This window comes from SAR324 cluster bacterium, assembly GCA_015232315.1.
In the GTDB taxonomy this organism is placed as follows: Bacteria; SAR324; SAR324; order SAR324; family NAC60-12; genus JADFZZ01.
Genome location: JADFZZ010000021.1, coordinates 23,364 through 49,461, shown reverse-complemented (window position 1 = coordinate 49,461; position 26,098 = coordinate 23,364). Strand labels below are relative to the sequence as shown.

The following is a 26,098-nucleotide window of genomic DNA, read 5'->3' as shown; positions in this document are numbered from 1 at the left end:
CATCACTTTATTAATATTACGCAATTAATTCTTTGCATTGCGTAAGGCAATTTCAAATTTATCAAGTGTCTCGGCAATATCCTCGGTGGTATGGGCGTCACACACATACCAGGTTTGCTGGGGATCAGAATCAGTCATGATACCGGCATTGACCAATTCCATGAGGAGTTTCTCTGATAACTCCAGATTGGTATCCACCACCTGACGCCAATCCGTGGGATTGTTTGTGGACAACGTCAATCCAAATAAAGCGGGCACTCCATGGATATGATGCGGGATACTGTGGCGGGAAAGAATTTCGCCCAGTCCATCCATGAGTTGCCGGCCAATCTGATTGAGATGACCAAATACATCATGAGTCTGCATATATTCCAGGGTTGCGTCAGCGGCGGAAGTGACCACGACGTTTCCGTTGTAGGTTCCCGCATGAACGACTTTGCCAGGCGCCAGTGCCATCATGATCTTGCGTTTTCCGCCCACGGCAGAGACAGGATATCCATTGGCCATTGCTTTGGCATAGGTGACAATATCCGGAATCACGCCAAAATATTCACTGGCGCCACCAGGTGCAATCCGAAATCCAGTTTTGACTTCATCAAAAATGAGGACAATGCCATATTGATCACATTGTGTGCGTAAAAATTCCAGAAATCCTGGCGCAGGCATTAAACCTCCGGCATTAGCCAGGATGGGTTCAACAATAATAGCCGCAATGGCATCACCTTTTTCCTGCAATAAGGCGGTGATCCCTTCGCGATCATTCCATACGGCGGGCAGGAGCAACTGCGCCAGCAGATCGGGCACACCCAAACTGGTTTTATGGGGAATTGGCCGGTTGCGGTTGCCTACCTGACTTTTCATGCTGTCCGGAGTGGTCCATAACATGTAATCGTAATCGCCATGATAGGCACCTTCAAATTTTACCACCAGGTCTCGTCCGGTGTAACCACGGGCAAGGCGTAACGCATGCCGTGTCGCATCGGAACCGGTGTTGTCCAGTCGTACCATGTCAACAAACGGGCACATAGCGATAATGCGTTCCGCGACACTGACTTCATAGGGTTGGGTCGCCGCAAATGTAACCCCCTGCTGGATCGCTTCCATGACTCGCTGATTGACGTAAGGATGAGCGTGTCCCAGAATGACAGGCCCAAACCCCAGACGGTAATCAATATAACGATTGCCATCGAAATCATACACATACGCTCCATTTCCACGTTGCAATACCGGGGTATAATCGCCCCAGTAACGATGACTGGAACTGACACCATAAGGAATAACTTTTTGCGCACGTTCGAAAAAAGCACGCGATTTTGGTGATTTATTCAGCATGTAGATCCACGAGAAGAGGTTGTTAGGGAGCGCTCAAAAAGCCCTGCCGTACAAAATAATTCAAATAGGTTGACAACAAATCCGGTGTTACCGCAGAGCAACGTATAGAACTGTTGCTTAATCCAAGGTGAGTATTATCATGATTAAAGTTCTGACATAAAGAAGAAAATTCCAGGTAGGTTTTGCCCTCAACGCTTTCCGTAAAAATGGGCAACATCGTTCCCAAAGCGTTTTCCTTTGAATCCAGTGACAGGTTTTCAAGTTGATCAATCCATTGAGCATAATTGATCATTTGCAGAGGATATCCCAATTGGTTGAAGAACCGGTATAATTCAAAAAAAGAAGGCGGTTGAGGATTCACAACATGAAAACAGTAGCCATTTTCCGGAGTCTGTTGTGATAAATGGACTATCACCTGAGCTACATAATCAACCGGAGTCATATCCAGTGGAGTGGTCAATTCAGGGATGCGTTTTTGTACCACAAACTGTTTGAGCAGTTTGCACATCATGTCGTTGATATTGGATACGCCGGAACGGCTGTGTCCTGTCAACATCCCCAAACGATAGATACTCACAGCAAGCCCTTTTTCCCGAGCCTGATGCAACAGTTTTTCAGCAACCCATTTACTTTGAGCATAACCGCCGTAAATACGGGCACATTCCTGAATATCAATATTTTCAGGAATCGGCTGTTGTCGATGAAAAAATCCCTGAGCTTCAAAAATGGCTGTGCTGGAAATATAGTGCAAGGTTTTGCAACGTGAATGCGTGGAAAACTTAATAATCTCCTGTGTTCCCTGAACATTGATGGCGTGAAGTACCGGATAAGGGTATAACATGTTAATATTTGCCGCGGCATGATAAACACTGTCAATCAGTTCAGTCAGATGCTTCCATTGTTTTCGGGTTACCCCCAAAAGGGGTTTGGCCATATCACCACACACCACATGCAGTCGTTTGTGGAAATCTGTTGAAAGGGATAACTCACGCTGTTTCTGACTGTCGAGCAAACGTTGTAACGCCTGTGAGGGGTCCTTGCCCCGCACCAGACAATAAATATCAGCATCGGTTTTCTCCAGCAATTCCTGTAACAGGAATGAACCCAGAAATCCCGTCGCACCTGTTAATAAAATATTTTTTGGCTTATTCAGTTCTGTAACTGCCGGAAGCTGAGATTGAAGCGGACAGATAGCATAGCCCTGTAGTTCATTGACTGACAAAGCGGTATGGCTTGGATGCGGGGCCTTATGCTGTAATAAGTTGGCCAGATCGGCAATGTTGAGTTCTTGTAGCAAATCAGCCAGTGGGACATCCGTTCCCAGTTGATTCTTTATCGTGCTGAATAATGTAATCAGCAAAAAGGAATCTCCTCCCAGTGAAAAAAAATCATCATGGATTCCGATCTGTTCAATGTTCAACACGTTTTGCCAGATTGTAGTCAAGGTTTCTTCCAGGGGGGTACGTGCCGATTCAAAACTGTGATCCACTTCCGGACGCACCTGCATAAAAGGTGGTGGTAAGTCACCACGGTTGACTTTGCCGGTTGGCGTCATAGGCAGGCCGTCCAAGAGAATAAACATTGCCGGAATCATGTATTGAGGTAAACGTTGTTCCAGATGTTCATGCAATTGCTGGGTGGATAGTATTTTGTTTTTGTGTAACACCACATAGGCCAGCAGTCGTTTATGACCGGAATCATCTTGATGTGCCACTACCACTGCCTGATCTATATCTTTATGTTGCAGTAAAATCGCTTCAATCTCCCCCAACTCCACGCTGAATCCACGAATTTTCACCGCATGATCAGATCGTCCTAATAATTCTATCTGTCCATCGGTGCCGTATCGGGCTCTGTCGCAGGTTTTATAAAGGCGTCCGATATCTGGTGTGTTGATAAATCGAGCCTCATTCAGTTCCGGCCGATGCAGATAACCACGTGCCAGTCCATCTCCCGCCACATAAAGTTCACCTGTTTCATCCCTGCCTACCGGAGATAACCGCGAATCCAGAATATGGATCTGTATATTATCAATCGCTTTTCCAATGCAGGGGAGTAAGGGCCAATCTTGCGGATCACCTGTCAGATCCAGTGCGGTAACATCCTGACACTCCGTTGCGCCATAGTGATGATGCAACCGGGCACCGGTACGTGTAAAGAGTTCCCGAATTGCCGGAGTAATCTGCAATTGTTCTCCAGCGGTAATCACCTCACGCAATTGCACAGGGTAGTGATCACTGTCGTGTGCGATAATAGACAATTGTTGCAGGGCCGTAAATGGCAAATAGAGTTTTTCTATGGCGTGGGTGCAGATAAAATCCAATAATGCGGATGGATTGCGTCTGACAGAATCGTCTATGATAAACAAACTGCCACCTGAACACCAGGTCGCGAAAATCTCCTGAAAAGAAATGTCAAAATTCAGAGGTGCGAATTGCAATTGACGTGCGGGAGTCACACGATTTTTAAGATGCCAGTGGATTAAATTGGACAACGGTTTGTGTTCCATCAGCACCCCTTTGGGTTTTCCTGTGGAACCTGATGTGTATAAACAATAGGCAAGTTGGTCGTCACGGAAGGTGATATCGGGAGGCGTTGAAGGGAATGACGCAATGATCTCCCAGTTCAATGCCAGATGAATTTTTTGCAGTTCAGAATTGAGGGTTTTTAACGATGAAATCAGATGATCGGTGGCATCATTCAGGAGCACAATATTCAGTTGACTGTCTTCCAGCATGTCTTCCAGACGTTTGCGTGGATAAGCAGGATCTAACGGCACATAAGCCGCTCCGGCCTTTAGAATTCCAAGCATGGCCTCCGTCAACAGGATCGAACGGGGCAGACATAAACCGATCAACTGCTCAGGTTGGATCTTCAGACTCAGTAAATAATGAGCGAGTTGATTAGAACGACGCTCAAGCTGTTCATAGTTGAGTATCTGATTACGGTGATAAACGGCAATATTGTGCGGATTTTTGGAAGCCTGTGTACGAACAAGCTCTATAAAATCAGTCATTGAAGTCTGAGAAAAATTCATGCGAAACCCGGAAGCGATGCCGTTAATAACTTGAGGCGGAAGGATTGTCTGTGTGTTGCAGTTGATGGGATTCAGGGCCTTGTAACGCAGGCGAAAACACACACACCAGACGCATTGTCTTAGTCGCTCGAAGATAATGAATATCGTGTTGATTTGGCGCATACATTGTGCCGGTCTTGATCGGGTAAATTTTACCATCCACCTCAACTTCCCCTTCGCCTTCAATGCAATAACAAGCTTCAACGTGATTACGATATTGCAATCTTGATTCTGAACCCGCCAGAACGACAGTATCCGTCAACGTGAAACCCATTCCGTCACTGGCAATGAGAAATCTTCGGCTTTGTCCATTCCCCCAGGCAACATCACGGTCAGTCTGTTCAATATCGGATAACGTGCGAATAATCATATACTTGCTCCTTTCTTCCAATCGTTACGAATATTTTGTGGTTCCCTACCGCTGGTGGGGAAGCCTCCTTAAAAAAGTCCTAACACTCTCCAATTCAGGCTAATTCTTGCGGAATAAACATCTAATTTCTTATTGATAACCTTGAATTCAAGGGAATTATGAAAAGGGTTATCGCTCCAAAGAGCGTAGGCTTTTTTAGCCTGCTCTTGCACAGATAAAGGAAGTTTTTCAAAGGATTTTTTAAATTGAGATGAGCGATAAGATTTTATCTGTTCCATCCACCCTTCTCTGTTTTCTCTGCGCTGTGTTCAATATCCACTTGAGCAACCATAGCTTCCAACCATGCTTGAGATTGCTCACTTTCGACTAAGTTCGCCCATTCCTGGCTATTCACTTCATTAGCTTTTGATTCAAGCATTTTTTCAAATTCTTGAATCAATCCTTGTACTATCTCACTGGGTAATGTTTCAGGTATGTGAATGGTCGCTGTATTCATAAATGCTCCTTTGTGATACCGCGGTGTTTGCATTCATCGAGAATGGTCTCCAGGGATTCCTCGATCCGGTGGTTGTATCCAATCAACGACATCCACCGTTCGGATTCCGGTGGTTGTATCCAATCAACGACATCCACCGTTCGGATTGTGGTCCGTCGTAATGAATGACCAAATTGTCATTTAAAAGCGATACTGGAAAGGTATGGGTTCCGCGACTCCACCATATCATCAACGTGGCCAGGGACAAATCGGATATTGGAGGCCGTAACTTCTTGTGTGTCCGCTTATCTTTCATAATTATCTCTCAATTGCCAGTGTTTTCTCCCGGCTATTCACTTTCATGATATCCCTTCAGGCGCGAATTCATTGCCGGTCAATTTCCGTATTACAGGATAGTGACAATGAAAATGGCCACAAACCTTCTAAAAATTGAATTGGATCAAATTATGGTTTCATTTCACACGTAAAAAAAGGAACACAAATCGCTGGATTGTTACAGAACAGTGATGGTAATTCAGCTCTTGTCAGGGCATCTCTCTGAGAGATCCTTTAAGGAAAACGGAATAATTCAGAATGGTGAAAGATTTTTGATCTGATACTTAGCAGAAGTGTTTCACGAAAATCAAAGCAAAATATAGGGATTCTATGAGACCAATAATTGAACGTGTGCTGTATTTAAAGAACATCCAGGTTTTTTCCGGAATTTCTGATGAAATGCTGGGAGAAATGGCAATCCGGTTTGAAGAATTGAAGGTTTACTCGGAAGAAGTGTTGATCCGGAATGGTGATACCATGACAAACCTGTTTCTGGTTCTCTCAGGACAGATCGGTATATACGGACAGGAAAAATGTCTGGAGGTGCTGGACCGTGGCGCATACGTAGGACAATTGGCGATTCTGGCTCCTCACGAAAGCAAAATAACCATGATAGCGCATGAAGATAGCGAATTGCTGACTTTAAACGCTGTCGCGTTTCTGGATTTCGCCAATGAATATGTGGAGGTTGGACTGAATATTATCACTATCCTTTGTGAATGCATTCAGGGTTCCAGAAAAATTATGAAAACCTTTTAATCTCTGGATTTTTGTTGCTGTAAATTTTCTGGTGACGGCAACCGATTCAAGCCATCGCACGGTGTCATTCCGTGCTTGACACGGAATCCATCGGCGCACTCATGGATCCCCGTTTTCACGGGGATGACATCGTGGAGGGCCACAGGATTTCATCACCAAATTATTTACAGCAGGGGATTCTTCGTTACGTTTACCCCCTGGTTTTCCTGAAAAATATTGTGATTGTATGAATCTGACAAATCTGTTTGGCAAAGAGAATCAGAAAGAAAAAATCAAATTGTTGAGTTTGTCCGCGATCGCGGGGATCTCCGGTGGCGGACTGGTGATTGTTATTAATGATTCCACAAGAGACCTGCAGTGGGATGTATCTGATATTTATTTTCTAGGAGTGTATCTGGTATGTTCCATCATTTATGTAAGCAGTAAATGGTTTGCGCTGAACAGGAATACGCGATTAATTCATTTTACGATGCAGCAAGTGAGACAACGCATCGGGAACGCGTTACGCCAGTCGGAACTGTCTGAGTTGGAACGGTATCAGATTTCAGATCTCTACATGACCATGACCAAGGACGCACGGTCCATTTCCCGGGCCGCGCGTTATCATATCAATCTGCTACAGACCTATACGCTTGTGGGATTCTGTTTCCTGTATGTTGTCCATCTTTCCTCTTCTGTCGCGATCGCGGTGTTCATTACTTTTCTCATGGGTCTGGGGGTTTACTCAGGAAGTCGATATTTGATAGCGGGTGAGCAGAAATCCATGTCAGACACCGAATCCCGCTTCTTTCATGTGATGGGGCAGTTGCTGGATGGCTTTAAGGAACTCAAATTAAGCGAAAAAAAAAGTAATTTCTTTTTTTCCAATGAATTGATGCCCCTGGCCAAGCAACTAAAAAATCAGGGAATAAATTCTTCACGGTTATTCGGTAAAACTGAATTATTTCTGGATGGCGCCTTTTTTATGTTTCTGGCTACAGAAATTTTCATTTTTTCCATATTTCTGCCATTACAGACTGTAACTGAAATCATGACAGCGATTGTCATGTGCTGGGGGCCTGTCAGAATGTTCAATACGTCCTTGCCCTTTATCACAACGGGCGATGCCGCACTGGATCGGTTGTATAAGCTGGATGAAATGTTACGCAATCAGAAACCCGAACTGTCGGACTATGTCTCTATCCGTCCCAAAATCAATCCTGAGATCCATTCACTGCGTCTGGAGAATGTTCAGTTTCAATATCCGGAAGAGGAAGGCTTTGTCATCGGACCAGTCAATATGACATTGAGATCGGGTCATATCACCTTTCTGGTTGGGGGGAATGGCAGTGGAAAATCGACGCTTGTTAAAATCATCACCGGACTTTATGAACCATCCGCAGGACAGATTTTCTTGAATGAATCCATCGTCTCTTTGCGCGATTATCGCTATTTATCATCCTGTATTTTTTCGGATTATCATTTGTTTGAAGGGTTATACGGCATTGAAAATATTCAGGCAGAACAGATCTATTCGCTGTTGGATGAGATGGCTCTCAACAACAAAACGGATTGGGGAAATGGAAAATTTTCTAATATAAAGCTCTCCGCCGGGCAAAGAAAAAGACTCGCGATGATTGGGGCATTGCTTGAGGATATGCCTATTGTGATTTTTGATGAATGGGCCGCGGAACAGGATCATAAATTTCGTTTGTACTTTTATGAAACACTGCTTCCTCGCTTAAAACAGCAAAACAAAGTGATTCTTGTCATTAGTCATGATGATCGTTTCTTTCATCTTGCCGATACAATATTAACCATGGAGCAAGGGCAAATCAGCAATGGAACTCCTTCGTTTACTTCAGGAACATAATCCTGAAAAATTTCGTTTATTGATAGGATCCTCCATTCTCACCGGGGGATTGATGAGTTGGCTGTTTTCTTTTCTGGCTGGTTCTATCGCCTATTATGAAAATCAGGAAATATCCATACGCCCGAATCTGTTCATTATAGGCTGGATATTGTGGATGGTCAGCTATCGTTTTCAACAGAACCAGCTTCTTCAAATGGTTCACGAAATTCTTGAAAAAATACGCAACGGAATACTGGATCATTTACGAAAAATCTCTTTGCGGGATTTTGAGAAAATTGAAAAATCCCAGATCAACAATGTGTTAACCTATGATATGGATGTTATTCTTGATGCCTCCCATGTATTAGCTTATCTGCTCACCGATTTTGTGATCTTTCTGGGGGTTCTGATTTTTCTGGCCTGGATCTCGTTCAAGGTCGCGCTGATCACTGCCCTTATTATGCTGGTTTGTATCGTTGTTTATTATCTGCATCAGACAAGTATTCAAACCTTTATTGAGAAAGGCCGAGAGCAGGAACGCCAACTCTTCAACGCGATTCAGCATCAGATTTTCGGTTTTAAGGAACTGCGCATGAATGACGCGAAAAATGATGATTACTATCATCTTGAATTGTGTCGTGAACTGGATCAAATGAGGGATGTCAAAATAAAGGTAGGAACCGAATTTGACAAGAATTACCTCTTTACCCTCCTGTTCTGGAATTTTCTGATCATCATTGTGGTGTATGTATTGCCCACGTTCGGCGTTATCACCAAAGAGGTCATGATCGCCGCGGTCGCTATTGTTTTATATATTCCCTTATGGCGTTTGATGGAGGCTGTGCCGCTGGTAACCACTGCAAACCTTTCTGTGCGGAAGATCCTTGAGTTGGAAGATGAAATTATGGACTTACGACAGGAATCCTTGACCGGCACTGAAGCGTTTGTTCAGGAAGAGTTGACTGAGATCCGGTTTGAAGAGATCCAGTTTGAATATCTTGATGCTCAGAAGAAACACCTGTTCACCCTGGGGCCGATAAACCTGACCTTTCAACCGGGCAATATTTATTTCATCACTGGCGGCAATGGCAGCGGAAAATCTACGTTAGTGAAAGTGCTCACGGGATTATATACGCCAGGTAAGGGCGCTGTTTACAGAAACACCCATCTCATACCCGCGGGAGTTCAGCGCGAATGGATTTCCGCGGTATTTTCTGATTATCATCTGTTTGACAGGGTTTATTCTGACCAGCCCGTAAATACCGATCAAATGAAAGAATTGTTGTCTAAAATGCACCTGGATCATAAAACTGAATTTCACGAAGATAAATTTTCAAATTACAGTTTATCTTCAGGCCAGCGACGTCGACTGGCCTTGATACTGGCCTTGATTGAAGAAAAACCGGTCTATGTGTTCGATGAATGGGCCGCCGATCAGGATCCCGTGTTTCGGGATGCGTTTTATCATGAATTTCTTCCACAGTTAAAAGCCAGGGGGAAGATCGTGATTGTGGTTTCACATGATGATCATTATTATGATCTCGCAGATCAACAGATCAGGATGGAAGAAGGAAAGTTGGTGACATGAAATGGCTCGATAAATTGATTCATCCAGAAGAACAATCCACAACACTGTTACTCGTATTGTTCTCTTTTATGTTCATGGGAGTGCCCTGGATCTATACAGGCACAGCCGCACAAACCCTGTTTATTGTCCGTTATGGCGCGGATAAACTGCCACTGGTTTATGCCTCGCTTGCGATTGTCATCCCGCTCACCGGCTGGATTTTTTTACGCCTCAGAAGGAGTTTTTCGGTGCGGACCCTGCTGATGTTATGGATTGGTGGGTTTGCGTTCATGACATTGCTGGTTTTCGGGTTGGTGACGCTCCGTGTTGAGAAATGGACTGTTTTTGTCGCGCTGGTCTGGTTTGAGGTAGAGTTTGTGATGGGATATTTACTCTACTGGGAATTACTTGTTCCAAAAATTTTTAATGTCCGTCAAATCAAAAATCTGCGTCCCATATTGGAAACAGGCGAAATCATCGCGATCATTATGGGCGGACTCAGCATACCATGGCTATTGAAAATCATGGGTACGCCGTATCTGTTTCTATTATCCTTTGTAGGCATCATGATTGGCTGGGGCCTCTCAATTTACCTTCTGAACAGCCACCAGACTCAGCAAATCAAAATCATAAAAAAAGTATCTTATCCGAGCAGAACAGTTCGTGAACTCTTCCGGGATACTTACATTCAAACAGTATTTGCCGTATTGAGTCTGTCTATTATCAGCTATTATCTGATTGATCTTTCTTTCTTCAAAAGAGCTCAGAATCAATTCATATATCCTCCTGATTTCGCGGTTTTCCTCGCTTATTTCATGGCCTCCATTGGCGCTGTCAATCTGTTGTATCATGTGTGGACAACAAAGTGGCCCGCACAATTGAATCTGTTTGTGAAATTGGCAGTGTTGCCCATTTCACTGGTCATCGGGTCCGGAGTGGTAGTATTCCTGGGCTTATTATCCGCGGGTGAAAATCTGATTTTCGTGTTGATTTGTACCATCCGGTTTATGGAGAGATTTCTGCATAGTTCTTTATTCAAACCTTCTTCAGAAAAATTATTTGAGTTTTTATCCCCCGGAGATCGCGATCAAACCCAAACCCTTGCGGAAACAATTGTCATAAGGTTTGCCGCTGGCCTTACAGGAATTGTTTTAATTGCGGTTTCTTACTATTTTTCTCTCATGGTGTATGCCCTGCTGACAGCCGCCCTGGTCATTTCGGTGCTATGGTTAGGCGGGATTTATGATTTGAGCAAAAAATATCAGAAATTATTGAAAGAATCATTTCAGCATCATGGGATTATTGATTCTGAGCTGAAAGACGCCTCCAATATTCAATATCTGAAGGAAATATTGCCTGATTCATTACCAAGTCAAATTGTTCTGATTCTGGGTGCGTTGGGAAATATTAAAGATCCTGAATTAGAATCTTTTCTAAAACACTATCTATCTCATTCTGATCCTGATGTTCGCTTGGAAGTGATCAGACTGATCCAACAATTCGCTGTTACAGGATTGCTCTGGGATCTGGAGTCACTGCTAGACACAGAACCTGAACCGAATGTCAGGGGCGTCATCTTGGAAACAATGGCTATTCTGGGTGATTCCACCAACATGGAGACCTTCAATAAGGTTTTGTCTGCCCTGACTGATTCTTCAGTACACGTCAGAAAAGGGGCTTTTATCGGATTACTCAAAAGCGGCGGCCTGACAGGTGCTGTAGCCGCCGGGGAAAAGTTGAACCAGTTGATTGTGTCCGCGAATCCGTCGGACCGGAAATTTGTGTGTAAAATTCTGGAGAAAGTGGGGATTTCAGGCTACTATCACACCCTGTTGATTTTATTGAAAGATCCGGATATCAACGTTCGGAAATCCGCAATTAGAGCGGCAGGAACCATGGGCCATGAAAAATTATGGCCTGTGGTCATTGACTCGCTGGAAATTCCAGCTTTGTATCATTCTGCGACCAGAGCATTGATCAATGGTGGTAAAACCGTGGTTCCGCTCCTTAAAGAACGGTTTTATAGTCCCGATCAATCGGAAGCACTGCTTTCCAAGTTGGTGTTCCTGTTCGGGAAAATGAAAGATGAGCAGAGTTTGCGAATACTCGTGGAAAATTTTGATTATCCCGATGAAGATGTTCGTCATCATATCTATGAATCCCTGCAAAAACGGGAATACTCTCTACCCAGGAAGAAAATCACTGAGATTCAGGATCGGATTAAGGATGAAGTGAAGGACGCTGTCTGGACATTGGCCGCAATCCGTGACATTGGCGATATCCTTTCTGGAAAATTGCTGGTCAATGCGTTACGGAATGAAATCAGGAAAAATGTTGAACGTATTTTTCTGCTGATGAGCTTCATTTATCCCAGACAAAAAATAAAATCGACTTTCGAGTTGTACCTTTCAGGGAAAGACAACAGGGAGGTCATCCATAGTCTGGCTGTGTTGTTGCCGAAATCCTTGGAAAAAATGTTATTTCCACTGCTGGAGGAGCTGGACGATGAAACCAGGCTGACTCAATTGCGGGCAATATTTCCTACTGAGACTTTGGGGAGAGAAGAACGTTTGCGTGAAATCATTCAACGGTCCGATCAGTATACGGCGTCCTGGACAAAAGCCTGTGCTCTTTATATGATAGGAGACATGCAATTGACACACTTAGGCAATGATATTGTACACGCGTTGAAGGCAAACCATGATATCCAGCAGGAAACAGCGATCTGGGCTCTTGCACGATGCAAGCCCACGGCCCTGGCAGAATATGTTGTGCCTTTACTGGATAACTCGACAGGCCTGGTTTTCAGAATGGCCAGAGATGCCCTGGAAAAAATCACTTTCATGGATTATCTGCGAACTCCGGAATATGTGGCCGCCTATGACTCAGCAAGTGTGGATTGGTTTGTTGAAATTCTGCTTGATGCCGCAGAGCTAAAGGCTAGAAGACTGAAAGCCGCACAGGCCTTAGGCTCTGTTTCCAAACGTAGCCAGCGTGAACTCCTCTTAAAGGGTTCTTCGGTTACGGATGGGACAATACGTTCTGAGATACTGCGTGCCTTGCAACGAACACCTCTGCTCAACCAGGAAATTATAAGAGAACATCTGGAGTCATGGATAAAAATTGAAATAAATGACTTAAAACTTGTGCTTACCGCCTATAAAGATCTCAAAATCGATGATTCGATGTTGGAACTTCGGCGATCCCTGGCAAAGGATGTCACCTATAACCGCACCAGAATTTTTATATTACTGGGAATTGCGGAACCGGACAGTCGCATGAGGGATTGGGAATTTCAGAGTTATCGTTTTCCGAACATTTCATTATCAAAAACAGATAAGAATGACGTGGCAGTCGTATTACGAAAATATTCTGATTTGACTGAGTTTGAATGGCTTGAAGGCGTTTTACTGGAATTTGAATTGGACCTACTGATAAAAAAAATGAAACAATCTTTTCCCAAAAGACAAGCCTCCCAGAAATGGATTCGTCAGATTGCGTTTGACACTCAAAACACTTTTCGTTCCTGGACACGCAGTCTGGCGTTGAAACACCTTGTCAATGAACAACAGACTGATGATATCGCTGACATCCAACAACTTGCCAGAGATTCTGATTCGTTAATTCAGGAAACAGCAATTTGGGGACTATCTGTTCTGGATCCGGATTTGTATAAGCGGGAAATGAAGGAATGGGCCCAGTCCTCCAGTCAGCACCTGATTCGTCTGGCAATTCAAATCTCTCATGAGCAGGAAATACCGGAATGAATGACACCCCGAAATTGCTGAAAATCGATAAAATTGAATGGTTGAAACAAATTCCTCTGTTTCAATGGATTCCAGAGGAATATCTGGTCACAATCAGTGAATTTCTGCATCTGTTAATAATTGAAGCGGAAACCATGGTGACAGAAAAAGACCGAATGAACACAAAACTGTTTATGTTGATTGATGGTCGGTGTCAGATCGGCCTTGAAAATGAATATGGAATCCTGCAAAAGGGTGAGTATTGGGGGTGCTTCGAATTGCTCACCCCCCAACCTGCGAAATATACGATTTTATGCTTGGAAAAATGTACGTTACTGTATCTGGAAAGTGACGATTTTTATCGTTTCCTGCAAGACAATGAAAAACCGTTACAGGATGTGATGTTCTATCTTGGCGAAACACTGCGACGACTCGAGAATGAAGCGGGAGTTTCTTTTGAAAAAAAAATATTGTAACTAAACCAAACCAAGTTAGAAATGCGTAGTTTTTTTCAAGATTTCTCGCCTTCGGTTCGAAATAACACGTTCAGCACGAGAGGTCAGGAACCAGATTAATGTTAAAAAACTTTTGATCGGGTAATTAGAATGCTCAAAACAAATCTTGGGTAGCAGACTCACTTTTTTTAACCTGTGCCATACGAATCCGAAGTTGAAATAAATATTATAAAATCAATGTTGAAATTGGAGTAAAAATTTGTCATGGTGCACTTAATCCGGCTTCCAGAAAACCGGATGCTCATCTGTGTTTTGAATTGAACCCTTTTCTGTTTTCAGCAGTTACGGAAACAGGATTTTTAATATGATGACCTACGAAAAGGAGTTATATGGCTGATAATAATGAAGCGAAAAAATCGAGAACCACATCCAAAACACCGGTTTCTTCCGAAACAGAAACAAATTCGACGGAAACCTCAACCAAGGAAAAGGTGTCCTCAGAAAAAGAAATGAAGGCCGATCTGATCATTCATCGCAATGTTCTCTGGTCGATGGGTGGCGGGGCCATTCCTCTACCTCTTGTAGACATTGTGGCAGTGAGCGCAGTGCAGATAAAAATGCTGTCAGAAATTTCAGCGTTATATGAGGTTTCTTTTAATAAAAATACTGGAAAGAATTTGACTGCGGCACTTATTGGCGGAATTGGAACCGATGCCTTGGGAAAAATCAGCTTTAGCATGTTAAAAGTTTTTCCAGTTTGGGGAACAGCCGTGGGAATTGTTTCTTTTCCAATGTTTGCTGGAGCCTCCACCTATGCGGTTGGTCGGGTATTTGTCCGACATTTTGAATCAGGAGGAGATTTTCTGAATTTTGATCCTGAAAAATACAAAGGCTACTACAAGGATATGTTGGAAAAAGGGAAAACTTTAGTGAAAAAATTAAAACCAAACAAAAAAGAATCCGCGGAGGAGAAGGCCGCAACTCCAGATACCACCAAGCCTGAAGCGTCTGCTGTATGAGCACAGGCGTAAAGTTATGGTTGAAAAATAATCGGGATAACCTGTTTTTTACAGGTATCCTGATTGGATCTGTTTGTTTGTTCCTGCTGGCCTATTTGTTTCAATTTGTCTTTGTAACAGTTGGTTCCGGCGAAGGGGGGGTGTTATACCGTAGATTTCTCGGCGGAACAGACATGACAACGGTGTATGGTGAAGGCACCCATGTCATATTTCCCCTGAACGTCATGCACGTTTATGACACGCGTGTTCAGGAGCGTCGCATTACGACCTCTGTGTTGAGCTCAGATGGTTTGACCATCATTCTGGAGGTTTCAGTCAGATTTTATCTGGAATACGAACAACTCCCCAAACTTCATAAAAAGGTTGGTCCGGAATATGAGGATAAAATTGTGAATCCTGTCACCATTTCATCTGTCAGAGAAATAATTGGACAATATCGGCCTGAAGAGTTGTATAAAAGCCGAATTGATGAATTTCAAAATGACATGCTCATTGAAGCCGTCGAACAAAATAGCGATATGCCGATCGTGTTTGTTGATATCATTATCAGGAATATCCGACTGCCCGACCTCATCAATACAGCCATTGAAACCAAATTACGGTATGAACAGCAGTTTCTGCAATATCAGTTTCTGTTGGAAAAAGAACGGCAGGAATTGAAGCGACTGGAAATTGAAGCTACCGGAATTTCCAGGTTTCAGGAAATTGTGACCAGCACACTGAGTGACCGATACCTCAAATGGAAAGGCATCCAGGCCACACTCAAACTGGCGAGTTCTACCAACAGCAAAGTGATTATTGTTGGAAATGATGGAAAATCGCTCCCTATCATTTTAAGTGCCGAAAATGACCAACAACCGCAGACCAAGACTGTTCCGGATGCTAAAAAAAATGACAACAACACAGATTCCCCTACTGTTCCCGCCAAAGTTGTTCCGTTGCCTAAACCGGACAATACAAAAAAAGCCGCATCAGGGAATTAACGTGTATAACCTATGAAAAATATGCGCGATTTTTTGTGTTTAAGCACATTTATTCTGATAGGGCTGACAGGTATATCAGGAAACAGTCAGATTCATGCGAATGAAACGATTACTGTGAGCGAGATTCTGGAGCAAACCCGGACGATCATCAAGGAGCGGGAACAATGCTTTACGAGTCATGGCGATCTGAATACCCGATTGAGGGATTGCAGGAAGCAATATATGAGAAATATTTTGCTGACGGCGCAGAAAGGCAAAGGAAAACCTCAATTGGGCAAATTTCTTATTTGTTTACGGGAATGCCCGATTGAACTGGCTTTATGCAGAGGTGACCTCGAGCTGGAACTTCACTCTGAACCTTGTGTGAAAGTAGAAACAGAGTGTGTCAAAAAGTGTTTGATTGATTATTACTGGTAGTCTGTGGGAAAAATATTTATTGATCAAAAATTATTCCGAATCGCAATTGCCTTTTGCTGTGCGATAATTCCTGTTTTTACTGGAAATTATCTGTTGTTCGCTCAAGAACAATCAGAATCAATCCCCCCGAAAGTCTATACGATAGCCTATTTTGAAAGTGGCCCTTTAAGTAACTATAAAGCCTTGCTTCAAGTCATCTTTTATGGATTGATGGAAGAGGGGTGGCTTACTCGTACAAAAATTCCAAAATTGGGAAATCCCGTGGATACCCAAGCTTTATGGAAGTGGGCCTCGGCAAATTTGTCCAATGAGAAAATCCGTTTTGCTCCAGACTTTTTTTATTCCTCTCAATGGAAAGAAGAGCAGAAACAACAGGAAATCAAAAAAATTGAAGCACTGAGTCAAAGCACTCAAAAACCAGATTTACTGATTGTGATGGGGCCGGAGGCCGCTCTGGCGCTGACAAATACCGATCCACAAATTCCATTACTGGTGTTGGAAAGCCCGCATGCAAGAAATCTTGGTATTGTAAAAGGCAACAATTTCAGTGAAAGGGACAATGTCTTCTCACTTGATTTGGGGGCTTTCACTGCAAAGAAAGTAACTTTTTTTCATGATTTATATAAATTTAAAACAATGGGGATGATTTATGAAGACTCGCCAACTGGCCGCATTTCAGCCGGATTGAAAGAGATTGAGGATGTTTCTCTGGAGTATGGGTTTCGCATTGTTCCCTGTCATATTCCCAATGCGACCATTCATATCACTCTGGCTAAAACAAAAATGTATGATTGTGTGCTTGAGCTCGCTTCAAAAGAAATCCAAAGCATGTATTTCACGGAACACCGGGGAATCGCTATTGATAACATTGGCAGTTTGGTGAATATTCTCCATAAACAGGGAATTCCTACTTTTTCAGATCAGGGTTCAGAACTGGTGAAATATGGGGTATTGATGACGCTGGAACCATATCGTCCCATAGAATTGGGCGGTATTTACGCAAAAATTATTATACAGGCGATTGATGGAGTTCCCTTGAGAAATATTTCACAACAATATGATTTTCATGAAATCATTGCGTTGAATCGTGCTGTTTCAGAAACGTACGATTTTGAAATTCCATTTGATGTGCTGTCGATTGCTGATACGATTTACCGCACTATTTTACAGCCCTGATTTTCTGATTCAAAGGAGAATATATGACATTAAAATTTGTAATTTTGCTAGGTGGTTGGATATTGTTAAGCGGTTTGGTGGGCTTTTACGGCAGAAAAAGCAAAATCGGCTTCTTGGGAATTTTTCTGCTGAGTCTGGTGCTTACGCCCCCCTTGATGGCGTTTTTCTTTTATTTGTTTCAGCCCAAAAAATCAGGACAACAACTTACCATTTCACAACAAGATTAAAATCAGCGACATCACTTAAAATGTCGGCATCGTTTTTCTTCAAGAAGATCCGCAAGAATTGCCAGGCGTTTGCATTTTCCTGTGGATATTCCAAACCACGTTCCCCATTCTCAAAATTTTTTTATTCACCCGTTGTAGCGTTTACAACCATTCCTTTATTCAGGAGATTTATATGAAACAAATACAATTTAGAATAATCACCTTCATTTCGATTTTTATCTTACTTATCGGAAGTTGTAGTGCGAATACACCAACAACCCCAACAGTCACTCCACAAAATTCCATGATTCCCGCTTTTGATCCTGAAAAGTGGAACATCGTTGAAATGATGCCCTTTTTACCTTTTGCTTCTACAGTGGAGGATTTTCAGGGGGGAAAAAGTCTGCTTCTTCAAAATGGATTGGCTATATTAAAAAATGAGGGACTCGCAAATGGAACAATTGAATTCGATCTAGCCTTCCCTTCGATTAGTTTAGCCACTGGAAGAACAATGGGGGGACTTATCTTCCGTGCCCAGGATTCAGAAAATTTCGAACATTTTTATCTTCGTGGACACCAATCCGGAAATCCGGATGCCAGTCAATATCAGACCTTTTTCAATGGGTTGCAAAGCTGGCAATTATATTCACCTGAAAAGGGATATGGTTCAAACAATCAATATCCCTTGAATGAATTTGTGCATGTCAAAATTCTCCTGGCGGATGATAAAGCTGAAATGTATATCCAGGACATGGCGACACCAGCCATAGCCGTAACATTAAAACGCGAAAGCGCACCAGGTGGCGTTATGTTATGGGCACTAGGACTACCTGTACGTTTCGCCAATTTCAGTTTTACAAAGGGTATGCCCATCCTTAAAGCAACTACCTTCAAAGAAGAAACCAGGCTTGAGGGAGCCGTGGCCTCCTGGTCGGTTTCCAAGGCTTTCCCTCAAAAATTTCTGGAAAATAAAATTGCTCTTGAAAATGCGGATAAACAAGGCCTCAGTTGGAAAACATACGACAGCGAAGGTTCCGGTTTAATCAATCTCGCCAAAGTCCAGGGGCTTGTAAAAGACAACGATACGGTTTTCGCAAAAATAGTCATTTCCGCCAAAACCGCCCAAATCAAAAAACTGAAGTTTGGATTCAACGATGAGGTGAAGGTCTATCTGAATGACCAGTTGCTCTTTTCCGGCAACAATAAAGAGAGTTCAAGAGATTATAGATTTTTAGGAACGATGGGATTGTTCTACGAATTGTATCTCCCACTCAAGGAAGGAAATAATGAACTGTGTTTAGCCGTTACTGAAGATAAAATGCTGTTCAATGGCTGGGGACTTCAAGCCCAATTTGAAAACATGGAAGGAATTTCAATAAAAGCTGAATAATAAACGACTTCACTTTGAAGAGTACGAAGTTTCCCACCCTTCTTCGGCTCTTCAGGGCTGAGTCGTAACAATGTCAAAGTCGTTATTTTCCAGCAGGGTGTAAACAGGATTTCTCCCCTTTTAACTCCTCTAAATTTTGGGGTGAACAATCGAGAAGCGCGTTATTTTCAAGACGAAGCCTTACCAGATTTTTCAGGCCTTTCAATCCACTCACATCGCTTAGCTGGTTATGATCAAGGTCAAGATGCTTGAGGTTTGTTAATGATTTCAATGGACTCACATCCTTCAGTTGATTGAGCGTGAGATAAAGACTGGTCAGCTTGTTCAACCCCTGCAAGGCGCTCACATCGCTGAGCTGGTTTCCACTGAGGATAACTATTTTCAATTCTGATAATTCCTTCAAGGGACTCACATCCTTCAATTGATTTCTACCAAGATCGAGATCCGTGATGTCTTTCAGTCCCTTCAACGGACTCACATCGACCAGTTGGTTACGGCTCAAAAACAGTTTTTTCAGCTTTATCAGCGGTTTCAAAGGACTTACATCGCTCAGTTGATTGAAGTCAAGATCCAGCGAAGTAAGTTGAGTCATTCCTTTTAATGGTTCCAAATCCGCCACCTGATTCAATTGTAAATTGAGTGTCGTCATCTGGGTAAGTTCTTTTAATGAAGTGATATCCTTGATTTGATTTTTGTGAAGATCCAGTTTGCTGAGTTGCGTCAGGCCTTGTAATGGGCTGATATCCTTGATTTGATTGCTGTGAAGATTCAACAGTGTGAGTTGCGTCAATCCTTGCAATGGGGTGACATCGGTCAGGTTCATGTTTGACAGATCCAGTGTCGTTAATTGTGTCAGATCCTTTAATGCGCTCACATCACGGATGGTGTTGCTCCCAAGGTAAAGGTTCTTGAGATTTACCAATGTTTTTAGCGCACTCATCTCCTGAAGGGCATTCCCTGTTAGTGAAAGTTCTGTGAGATTTTTCAAATTTTTCAAATCACTCACCTCTGTCAGTTGATTGAAAGTGATTCGAAGTTGGGTGAGATGGGTTAATTCTTTTAAGGCACTCACCTCCTTGATTTTATTCATCCCAAGGGAAAGTTCTCTGAGTTGGGTCATGTTTTTAAGGGCGCTTACATCAACGAGCTGATTTCCTGAAAGGGAAAGTTTTTTGAGATGAGTCAAATCTTTTAACGGATTCACATCGGTGAGTTGATTGTAGGAGAGATCAAGCTCTTCGAGCGCTTCTAACCCACGGAGATCCTCCCCATGGGAGAGTTGATTGTAGGAGAGATCAAGGACTTTAAGTTGTTTCAATCCTTTCAAAACACTTAGATCCCTCAGTTTTTTTTTGCGCAGATTCAGTTGGGTAAGCGTTTTGAGTTCTGTATAAATCTTGTCACAAGATTCCGTTGAATTTACTGAGGCAAGGGCACTTGTTAAAGCTTCTATTGTCTTTTTCTGTGTGTCATCCTGACTCTGGCAAACTTGAAGAAACTCCTTTAGGTGCCTATCCTGGAAACAACTTGCAGTCAACAGCGTTACAAGAACTCCTAACAGGGTTAAGGTTCTCATTATTTATCCCTTCGAGGAACAAGTACATTGAAGGTCTGGTAAGCATCTTTGAGGATTTTTGACAAACACGCTTACCAGAAGCATACGAAATGAAGAGGGTTATCCAGTTTGAAAGGTACTGAACCATGGATTCCCTCCATCCCAGGTCACTACCTTATCGGTGGACGTAGATTCTCAATATCTACAACATTATTTGCATCAGCCCATTCATAATAGGCGCTTTTCATCTCCTCAAATTTTGCGATAATTTCTGGATCTGTAGAAGTGGAAAGATCATTCACTTCTGAAGGATCATCTTTTAGATTATACAAATGAAATGCCGTTTTCATTTCAAAGAGGTCTTGAGAAAGCTTCCAATCTCCTTTGCGGAAACCTTTAACCCCATTTAGTTCCATTCCAAATATCCGATTCTCATCACATTGGTAGGAACCATCAAAAACTCCGGTCAATGATTTTCCCTGCATAGGAGAATTGGGCTGACCCATATAGTGGTCAGGATACTTATCAAGAACACCTGCTGCTTCTAGAATAGTAGGGGCTAGATCCTGCATCATGAGGATACATTTGTTGATATTGCCTGACACCGTTGCTTTGGGAGAAAAGATCATTGCGGGAACATGCATTCCCCCGTCATAGGTCGTTACTTTATGTTTGTTAAACGGCGTACTGGCAACCTGTGTCCAGCCATAGCTATAATCTATATAGGAAGTTGCGCTCCCCATATTGTCATAGTCCTCTAATCCAGTGAAATTCGCTTTTCGGTAGGTAATGTTACCCGCAGTAATATAGCCGGCTCCATTATCGGACACCATGATAATCATGGTATTCTCATATTCCCCGATGTCCTTGAGTTTTTGAATCAATCTTCCGATCTCTGTATCGAGAATTTCGAGCATTGCCGCATTAATCGCATAGCGCTTCGCCTCAATCTTTTGTTGCTCAGGGGTTAGTTGATCCCAGGGTTTGAGTTGATAATCATCGATCAATCCCAGTTCGAAGTAGAAATTGGTACTGTCCGAGGCTTCCCATCTGGGTGGGAGTTCGGCATTGGAATCAAGAATTCCAAGGGCTTTCTGCTTTTCAAAACGAGCGGCACGAATGACATCCCAGCCTTTTGAATAGGTATCAATATATTTTGCAATGGTTTCTGCGGGTGCCTGTAAAGGAAAGTGTGGAGCAAAATAAGCGAGATTGAGATAAAAAGGTTTCGTGAGTTCCCGGTTATCTATCAGTTCCATCGCTTTGTCCGTATACCACTGGGTGGCATAAGTATTAGGCGGAAATCCATTTTTGGGATAGGGTACCCCGTTTTTATTATAACCGTTGGTGCGTCCCAACGCCGCATGTTTTCCGGGTGGGAAAGTGCTTATGTTGTCTCCATACGCATTTGAAACCCAGTGGGAATCCCCACTGTAAATCAGTAATGCGTCTGTTTCTGTAAATCCACGCTTTGAAGCATCCAGATCCGGTTTTTCGCCCTCATCCCACTTGCCTACCATCATGGTATGATAACCTTGACCTTGAAGCACTTCAGGAAAGGTAATCGCTTCTTTCCTCAGGTATCCTTCATAGCCGGGTTGACCATGTTGCCCGGGATGAGGCTCAGTATATCCTTCAAGATTTCCCTGACCCACCAGATGATTATCCTTGCCGGTAAAGAACATTGCACGCGATGGTCCAGAGGTTGGCGCTGTATAAAAATTAGAGAGCACTGTTCCCTTTTCCGCAAGCGCGTCAATATTCGGTGTCGGAACCTCTCCGCCAAAAGGACCTAACTCTGAAAACCCCATGTCATCCACCACAATAGTGACAATATTCATTCTATTATCTGTTTTTTCTGTTTTTTCAGAGTCCGCACATGAGGTAATCATGGTTGAGGCTGCAAAAACTGTTGCTATCAGCATCTTTGCCAGGATTTTATTACGTTTTTTCCTCATTTTTAATATGTTCCTGCTTTTTGTCATAATCGTCCCTTCTTCTATGATTGATGATATGTATGATTCTGAGTTATAAAGTCTGAATATCACCCTGACTGCTCATGGTTTCAGACTTTATGGCTACCTGATATTGGCATTACAAGATTTTGCCATTATGGTCAAACGATAGTTTAAGCCCTAAAGAAGAAAACCAATTAGTTTAATTTAAAGCAAATGTATGAATAAAATGGAAAGATTCCAGTTTATTCTGCCTATCGTTTTAGCTCAAGAGTTGTAAGTTTTCAGTTATCAGCCTTCAGCTTTTCGTAAGTCATTGAAATTAAAATTTTTATGAACATCAAACTTTCGAAGCAACTTTTGGGCTTATATAAAAAATATAATAATTTCAATCAGTTCAAAAAAGCTGAGAACTTAAAGCTGAGAACTTACCACTGTCGAGATTTTAGTAATACTGATGATACAAGGAAGCAAACTTTTTGAAATGGTTATGAGCTTGTTTAAAGAAATATTTATAAGATTCGCAAAAATGATTATGTCCCTGGTCTTTGGGATCATGGCGACGGTCTTTAATACAACCTCCATAACATAAACGCAACCATTGACATTGCTGACATTCCCTCACATAAACGGCTTTTTGCGCACCAAAAGCAATGTGAGCTGGTGAATGAAAGGCTTCTTTTAAGGAGATCTCATGTAAATTCCCCAGTTTTGTATTTTCTGACACAAGGAAATCACAAGAATACAAATCCCCATTATGCTCCACCACTAAATAGTCGTTACAAACTTTGTGCATGACGCAATGATCAGGAACCAGTCCGATATAGGCGGCAAGCACTGAGTCGAAAAAACGGATGGAAGTTTTTTGTTTAAGTGTTTTAAAATCAAAGTCATTGATCCAGCAAGTCATCAATTCATATAGAAAATAGCCATAATCTTGCGCTGTGACTGAAAAGGATGCGGCAATCTCAGGATTTTGAGGATCACGCTCAACAACTGGACTGAATTGCATAAACAAGAATCCGTTTTCAGCAAAAAAATCGTAGATTTCCTTTGCGTGTTTCACTGAATAATCCGTAACGGTTGCCAATACGTTCACAGGCACTTCATGTTTAAGAAGCATCTGCGCCTTTTCAAATACAGGCTGAAAAGTTCCCTTGCTTTTATGATCTTTGCGGTAGTGATCATGAATATGTTGAGGGCCATCCAGGGAAATACCAACCAGAAAATTTTCCTGGCGCAGAAATTGTGCCCAAGCTTCATTCAACAAAAGCCCGTTGGTTTGCAAAGAGTTTTGGTAGGGTCTGTTTTGGGCATAATGTTTCTGAATTCTTGTCACGTTTTTAAAAAACTCCAGGCCAAGCACGGTTGGTTCGCCCCCCTGCCAGACAAAAACAGGAGAATCTGTGCAGTCAAACATCCCTTTGATCAAGGTTTCCAGGGTAGTATCATTCATACGGTGTGTGGAGGCCGCCCCCGCATACAGAGAATGTTTATCCAGGTAAAAACAGTAATCACACTTAATGTTACAAAAGGACCCCATCGGTTTGATTAAAATACTTCGTAATTCAGGCATTATCAGAATTCTCTTCAAGAACGTTATTTTTTTAAGGCAAAAACCACTTCAAATTTCTGTTTTAATGTGGCGTGATAATAGGTCCCTATCAGGAGATTTCGTTGTGGTTCATAATCAAGAGTATAGGACGATCCCTGATAGCCTTCATCCTGAAATTTGATGAATATTTTTTCTCTGGAAGAATCCTTGAAAATTCGTGATTCCGCGATGTGAATTGAGCGTGGATTGTAATAGGCGGCATCTAACTGGCCATTTGGATGAACCTTTTTAATCTCTAAAACATAGCGTCCATCTATACGGAACCATCGTCCGATAAGTTTTTCCTGATCAATGGTGGCGGGATACGTGATCGGTGGCGGACTCTGGTGAGTTTCTTTTCTTTTTTCAACCCTGTCAATGTTGACTTTTGTAGGACTGGATGCTGTTTCCGGCCTGTAATAATTGAGTACAGTCGCAACCGCAATCATCATAACAACACCGATTACAATCCATAAACGCGTATGGTTCATTACAATAAGTTCTCCCACATCAAAAGGCTTAGGAACGATCAAAAAATAACATAGGAAACTTTCTGGTTACGAACGGGACGTTCGTAACCGTTCCATGCCCCACCTCCGGTGGAGGCGAAGCAGAGCTTCGCCTGAGGGATAACGTGCCCCACGGGACGTAGGGCACGAGCAAACTTTTACAACTTATTCTTAGGCCATTTCTTAGAGCCATTTGTTTCAAAAAACTTGTAACGATTGAATATTTTTGATTTATCCGAGGACAGGCAGGATATGTAATGTTGACGTTATATGTCAATCTCTAAAAGAGAAGAATGAACTTGATTCACCTTCTGAAATAATAATATTAAACCCAGTTGAGACTGTCTGATAAGGGATCTCGAAGAAAAATAATTCTCACCTGCGGTTTTATGATAAACAGGTCCCTGATCCCAAACACGATCATATGAGAGAAAACAAATGCTTCCTTCACAAATGAGTCAGGGCAGGGTATTGGTGAATTCTTTACCCAAAAGTGGAACGCACCTGTTGACTAAGGCCATTCACATTCTCGGGTATGCGGAACACGCGGCCAACCGTGGTTATATAAAAAGGCTGGTTGATTCTACAGGGCTGGGGACACCCAGATATTTTAATTATAGAGAGTCGCATAAATCATTAAAAATAGGGAAATTCGATCCGGATGCGGTTGAAGATAACATCGGGATAGGCGCCTTTAGCCCCTACTATGTGAATCAGGTAACTTTTCGGTTCTGGCTCAATAACGTACAAAAGGGTCGATATATCCAGGGACATATTCCCTGGACACCCGGGATTACTCCTGTGATTACGGATTTGGCTTATCATCATTTGGTGATCATACGTGATCCCCGTGCTGTTGTGGCCTCCCTGCTTCCTTTCATTTTAGACGCATGGAAAACAGGAATGGGGTCACATTTTCTGGAAGCTGATTTTAAGACAATGTCTCCAATGCAACGCTTGAATTTTATTTTGGAAGGAGGATATGCGCCCCTCGCAAAAGTTGAAATAAAAAGCTTTGCCGAAGTTTACCGCTCTATGTTGGCCTGGCGCAATCAACCCAACTCGTTATTCATGCGTTTTGAGGATCTCGTTGGCGAGCAAGGCGGAGGGGATATTGATCAACAAAAAATTACTGTAGAAAAAATCGCGTCCTTTTTAAGGATTCCCTTTGATAAAGAGGTTGAAAACCGTTTGAAAACAGTTTATGACACTTCATCACGAACGTTTAGAACTGGAAAAATTGATGGATGGAAAACATCAATGGACTCAGAAATTGTAGATCACCTGAATAAATCTTGTGAAGCGCTTTGCAACGAAGCCGGATATCAACTGACATAAGGAAAGATT

General features: G+C 42.6%; 21 protein-coding genes. 12 read left to right on the top strand and 9 right to left on the bottom strand.

The window, feature by feature from the left end:
* Window positions 1-24: 24 nt before the first annotated feature.
* The 5 genes from HQM11_13860 to HQM11_13840 all read right to left on the bottom strand — a co-directional run bounded on the left by HQM11_13860 (window position 25) and on the right by HQM11_13840 (window position 5,274).
* Window positions 25-1,332, bottom strand: a complete 1,308-nt coding sequence (locus HQM11_13860; protein ID MBF0352113.1) for a glutamate-1-semialdehyde 2,1-aminomutase — start codon at window positions 1,330-1,332, stop codon at window positions 25-27.
* Between the two features lie 22 nt (window positions 1,333-1,354).
* On the bottom strand, window positions 1,355-4,348 hold the full coding sequence (locus HQM11_13855; GenBank protein ID MBF0352112.1) for an amino acid adenylation domain-containing protein: 2,994 nt from the start codon (window positions 4,346-4,348) through the stop codon (window positions 1,355-1,357).
* 43 nt (window positions 4,349-4,391) lie between these two features.
* A complete protein-coding gene (locus HQM11_13850; GenBank protein ID MBF0352111.1) occupies window positions 4,392-4,778 on the bottom strand; it encodes an ectoine synthase in 387 nt (128 codons plus the stop codon).
* A 68-nt stretch (window positions 4,779-4,846) separates the two neighbouring features.
* A complete protein-coding gene (locus HQM11_13845; GenBank protein ID MBF0352110.1) occupies window positions 4,847-5,056 on the bottom strand; it encodes a hypothetical protein in 210 nt (69 codons plus the stop codon).
* Window positions 5,044-5,274 carry a hypothetical protein gene (locus tag HQM11_13840; GenBank protein ID MBF0352109.1) on the bottom strand — a complete coding sequence of 77 codons (231 nt, stop codon included), beginning with the start codon at window positions 5,272-5,274 and terminating at the stop codon, window positions 5,044-5,046. The genes HQM11_13845 and HQM11_13840 overlap by 13 nt, the downstream gene beginning before the upstream one ends.
* A gap of 645 nt (window positions 5,275-5,919) precedes the next feature.
* Here HQM11_13840 and HQM11_13835 point away from each other — a divergent pair.
* The 11 genes from HQM11_13835 (at window position 5,920) to HQM11_13785 (ending at window position 19,138) form a co-directional block, all read left to right on the top strand.
* Window positions 5,920-6,348: a cyclic nucleotide-binding domain-containing protein gene (locus tag HQM11_13835; GenBank protein ID MBF0352108.1), complete on the top strand. Its 429-nt coding sequence runs from the start codon at window positions 5,920-5,922 to the stop codon at window positions 6,346-6,348.
* Window positions 6,349-6,574: 226 nt separating this feature from the next.
* On the top strand, window positions 6,575-8,200 hold the full coding sequence (locus HQM11_13830) for a cyclic peptide export ABC transporter (GenBank protein MBF0352107.1): 1,626 nt from the start codon (window positions 6,575-6,577) through the stop codon (window positions 8,198-8,200).
* Window positions 8,169-9,767 (top strand): cyclic peptide export ABC transporter, encoded by a 1,599-nt coding sequence (locus HQM11_13825; GenBank protein MBF0352106.1) that lies wholly within the window; start codon window positions 8,169-8,171, stop codon window positions 9,765-9,767. The genes HQM11_13830 and HQM11_13825 overlap by 32 nt, the downstream gene beginning before the upstream one ends.
* The gene (locus tag HQM11_13820; GenBank protein MBF0352105.1) at window positions 9,764-13,513 is read left to right on the top strand and encodes a HEAT repeat domain-containing protein; all 3,750 of its coding nucleotides are present in this window, start codon (window positions 9,764-9,766) and stop codon (window positions 13,511-13,513) included. Before HQM11_13825 ends, HQM11_13820 begins: the two co-directional genes overlap by 4 nt.
* Window positions 13,510-13,968 (top strand): cyclic nucleotide-binding domain-containing protein, encoded by a 459-nt coding sequence (locus HQM11_13815; GenBank protein ID MBF0352104.1) that lies wholly within the window; start codon window positions 13,510-13,512, stop codon window positions 13,966-13,968. Before HQM11_13820 ends, HQM11_13815 begins: the two co-directional genes overlap by 4 nt.
* Window positions 13,969-14,336: 368 nt before the next feature.
* On the top strand, window positions 14,337-14,966 hold the full coding sequence (locus HQM11_13810) for a DUF697 domain-containing protein (protein ID MBF0352103.1): 630 nt from the start codon (window positions 14,337-14,339) through the stop codon (window positions 14,964-14,966).
* Entirely contained in the window at window positions 14,963-15,949 is a 987-nt protein-coding gene (locus HQM11_13805; protein ID MBF0352102.1) for a prohibitin family protein, read from the top strand. Before HQM11_13810 ends, HQM11_13805 begins: the two co-directional genes overlap by 4 nt.
* Before the next feature lie 21 nt (window positions 15,950-15,970).
* On the top strand, window positions 15,971-16,366 hold the full coding sequence (locus HQM11_13800) for a hypothetical protein (protein ID MBF0352101.1): 396 nt from the start codon (window positions 15,971-15,973) through the stop codon (window positions 16,364-16,366).
* 3 nt (window positions 16,367-16,369) lie between these two features.
* On the top strand, window positions 16,370-17,542 hold the full coding sequence (locus HQM11_13795; protein MBF0352100.1) for a hypothetical protein: 1,173 nt from the start codon (window positions 16,370-16,372) through the stop codon (window positions 17,540-17,542).
* Between the two features lie 23 nt (window positions 17,543-17,565).
* The gene (locus tag HQM11_13790) at window positions 17,566-17,769 is read left to right on the top strand and encodes a hypothetical protein (protein ID MBF0352099.1); all 204 of its coding nucleotides are present in this window, start codon (window positions 17,566-17,568) and stop codon (window positions 17,767-17,769) included.
* A 172-nt stretch (window positions 17,770-17,941) separates the two neighbouring features.
* The gene (locus tag HQM11_13785; GenBank protein ID MBF0352098.1) at window positions 17,942-19,138 is read left to right on the top strand and encodes a hypothetical protein; all 1,197 of its coding nucleotides are present in this window, start codon (window positions 17,942-17,944) and stop codon (window positions 19,136-19,138) included.
* 82 nt (window positions 19,139-19,220) lie between these two features.
* On the opposite strand, the gene HQM11_13780 is transcribed toward HQM11_13785, so the two are convergent.
* From HQM11_13780 to HQM11_13765, 4 genes are all read right to left on the bottom strand, one after another.
* Window positions 19,221-20,714 (bottom strand): leucine-rich repeat domain-containing protein, encoded by a 1,494-nt coding sequence (locus HQM11_13780; GenBank protein ID MBF0352097.1) that lies wholly within the window; start codon window positions 20,712-20,714, stop codon window positions 19,221-19,223.
* 149 nt (window positions 20,715-20,863) lie between these two features.
* Entirely contained in the window at window positions 20,864-22,741 is a 1,878-nt protein-coding gene (locus HQM11_13775; protein MBF0352096.1) for an arylsulfatase, read from the bottom strand.
* Between the two features lie 352 nt (window positions 22,742-23,093).
* Window positions 23,094-24,224, bottom strand: coding sequence for an anaerobic sulfatase maturase (locus tag HQM11_13770; protein MBF0352095.1), 1,131 nt, complete (start codon window positions 24,222-24,224; stop codon window positions 23,094-23,096).
* A gap of 23 nt (window positions 24,225-24,247) precedes the next feature.
* A complete protein-coding gene (locus HQM11_13765) occupies window positions 24,248-24,733 on the bottom strand; it encodes a hypothetical protein (GenBank protein MBF0352094.1) in 486 nt (161 codons plus the stop codon).
* Between the two features lie 456 nt (window positions 24,734-25,189).
* Here HQM11_13765 and HQM11_13760 point away from each other — a divergent pair, with 456 nt between their 5' ends.
* Window positions 25,190-26,089: a sulfotransferase domain-containing protein gene (locus HQM11_13760; GenBank protein MBF0352093.1), complete on the top strand. Its 900-nt coding sequence runs from the start codon at window positions 25,190-25,192 to the stop codon at window positions 26,087-26,089.
* Window positions 26,090-26,098: the final 9 nt, after the last annotated feature.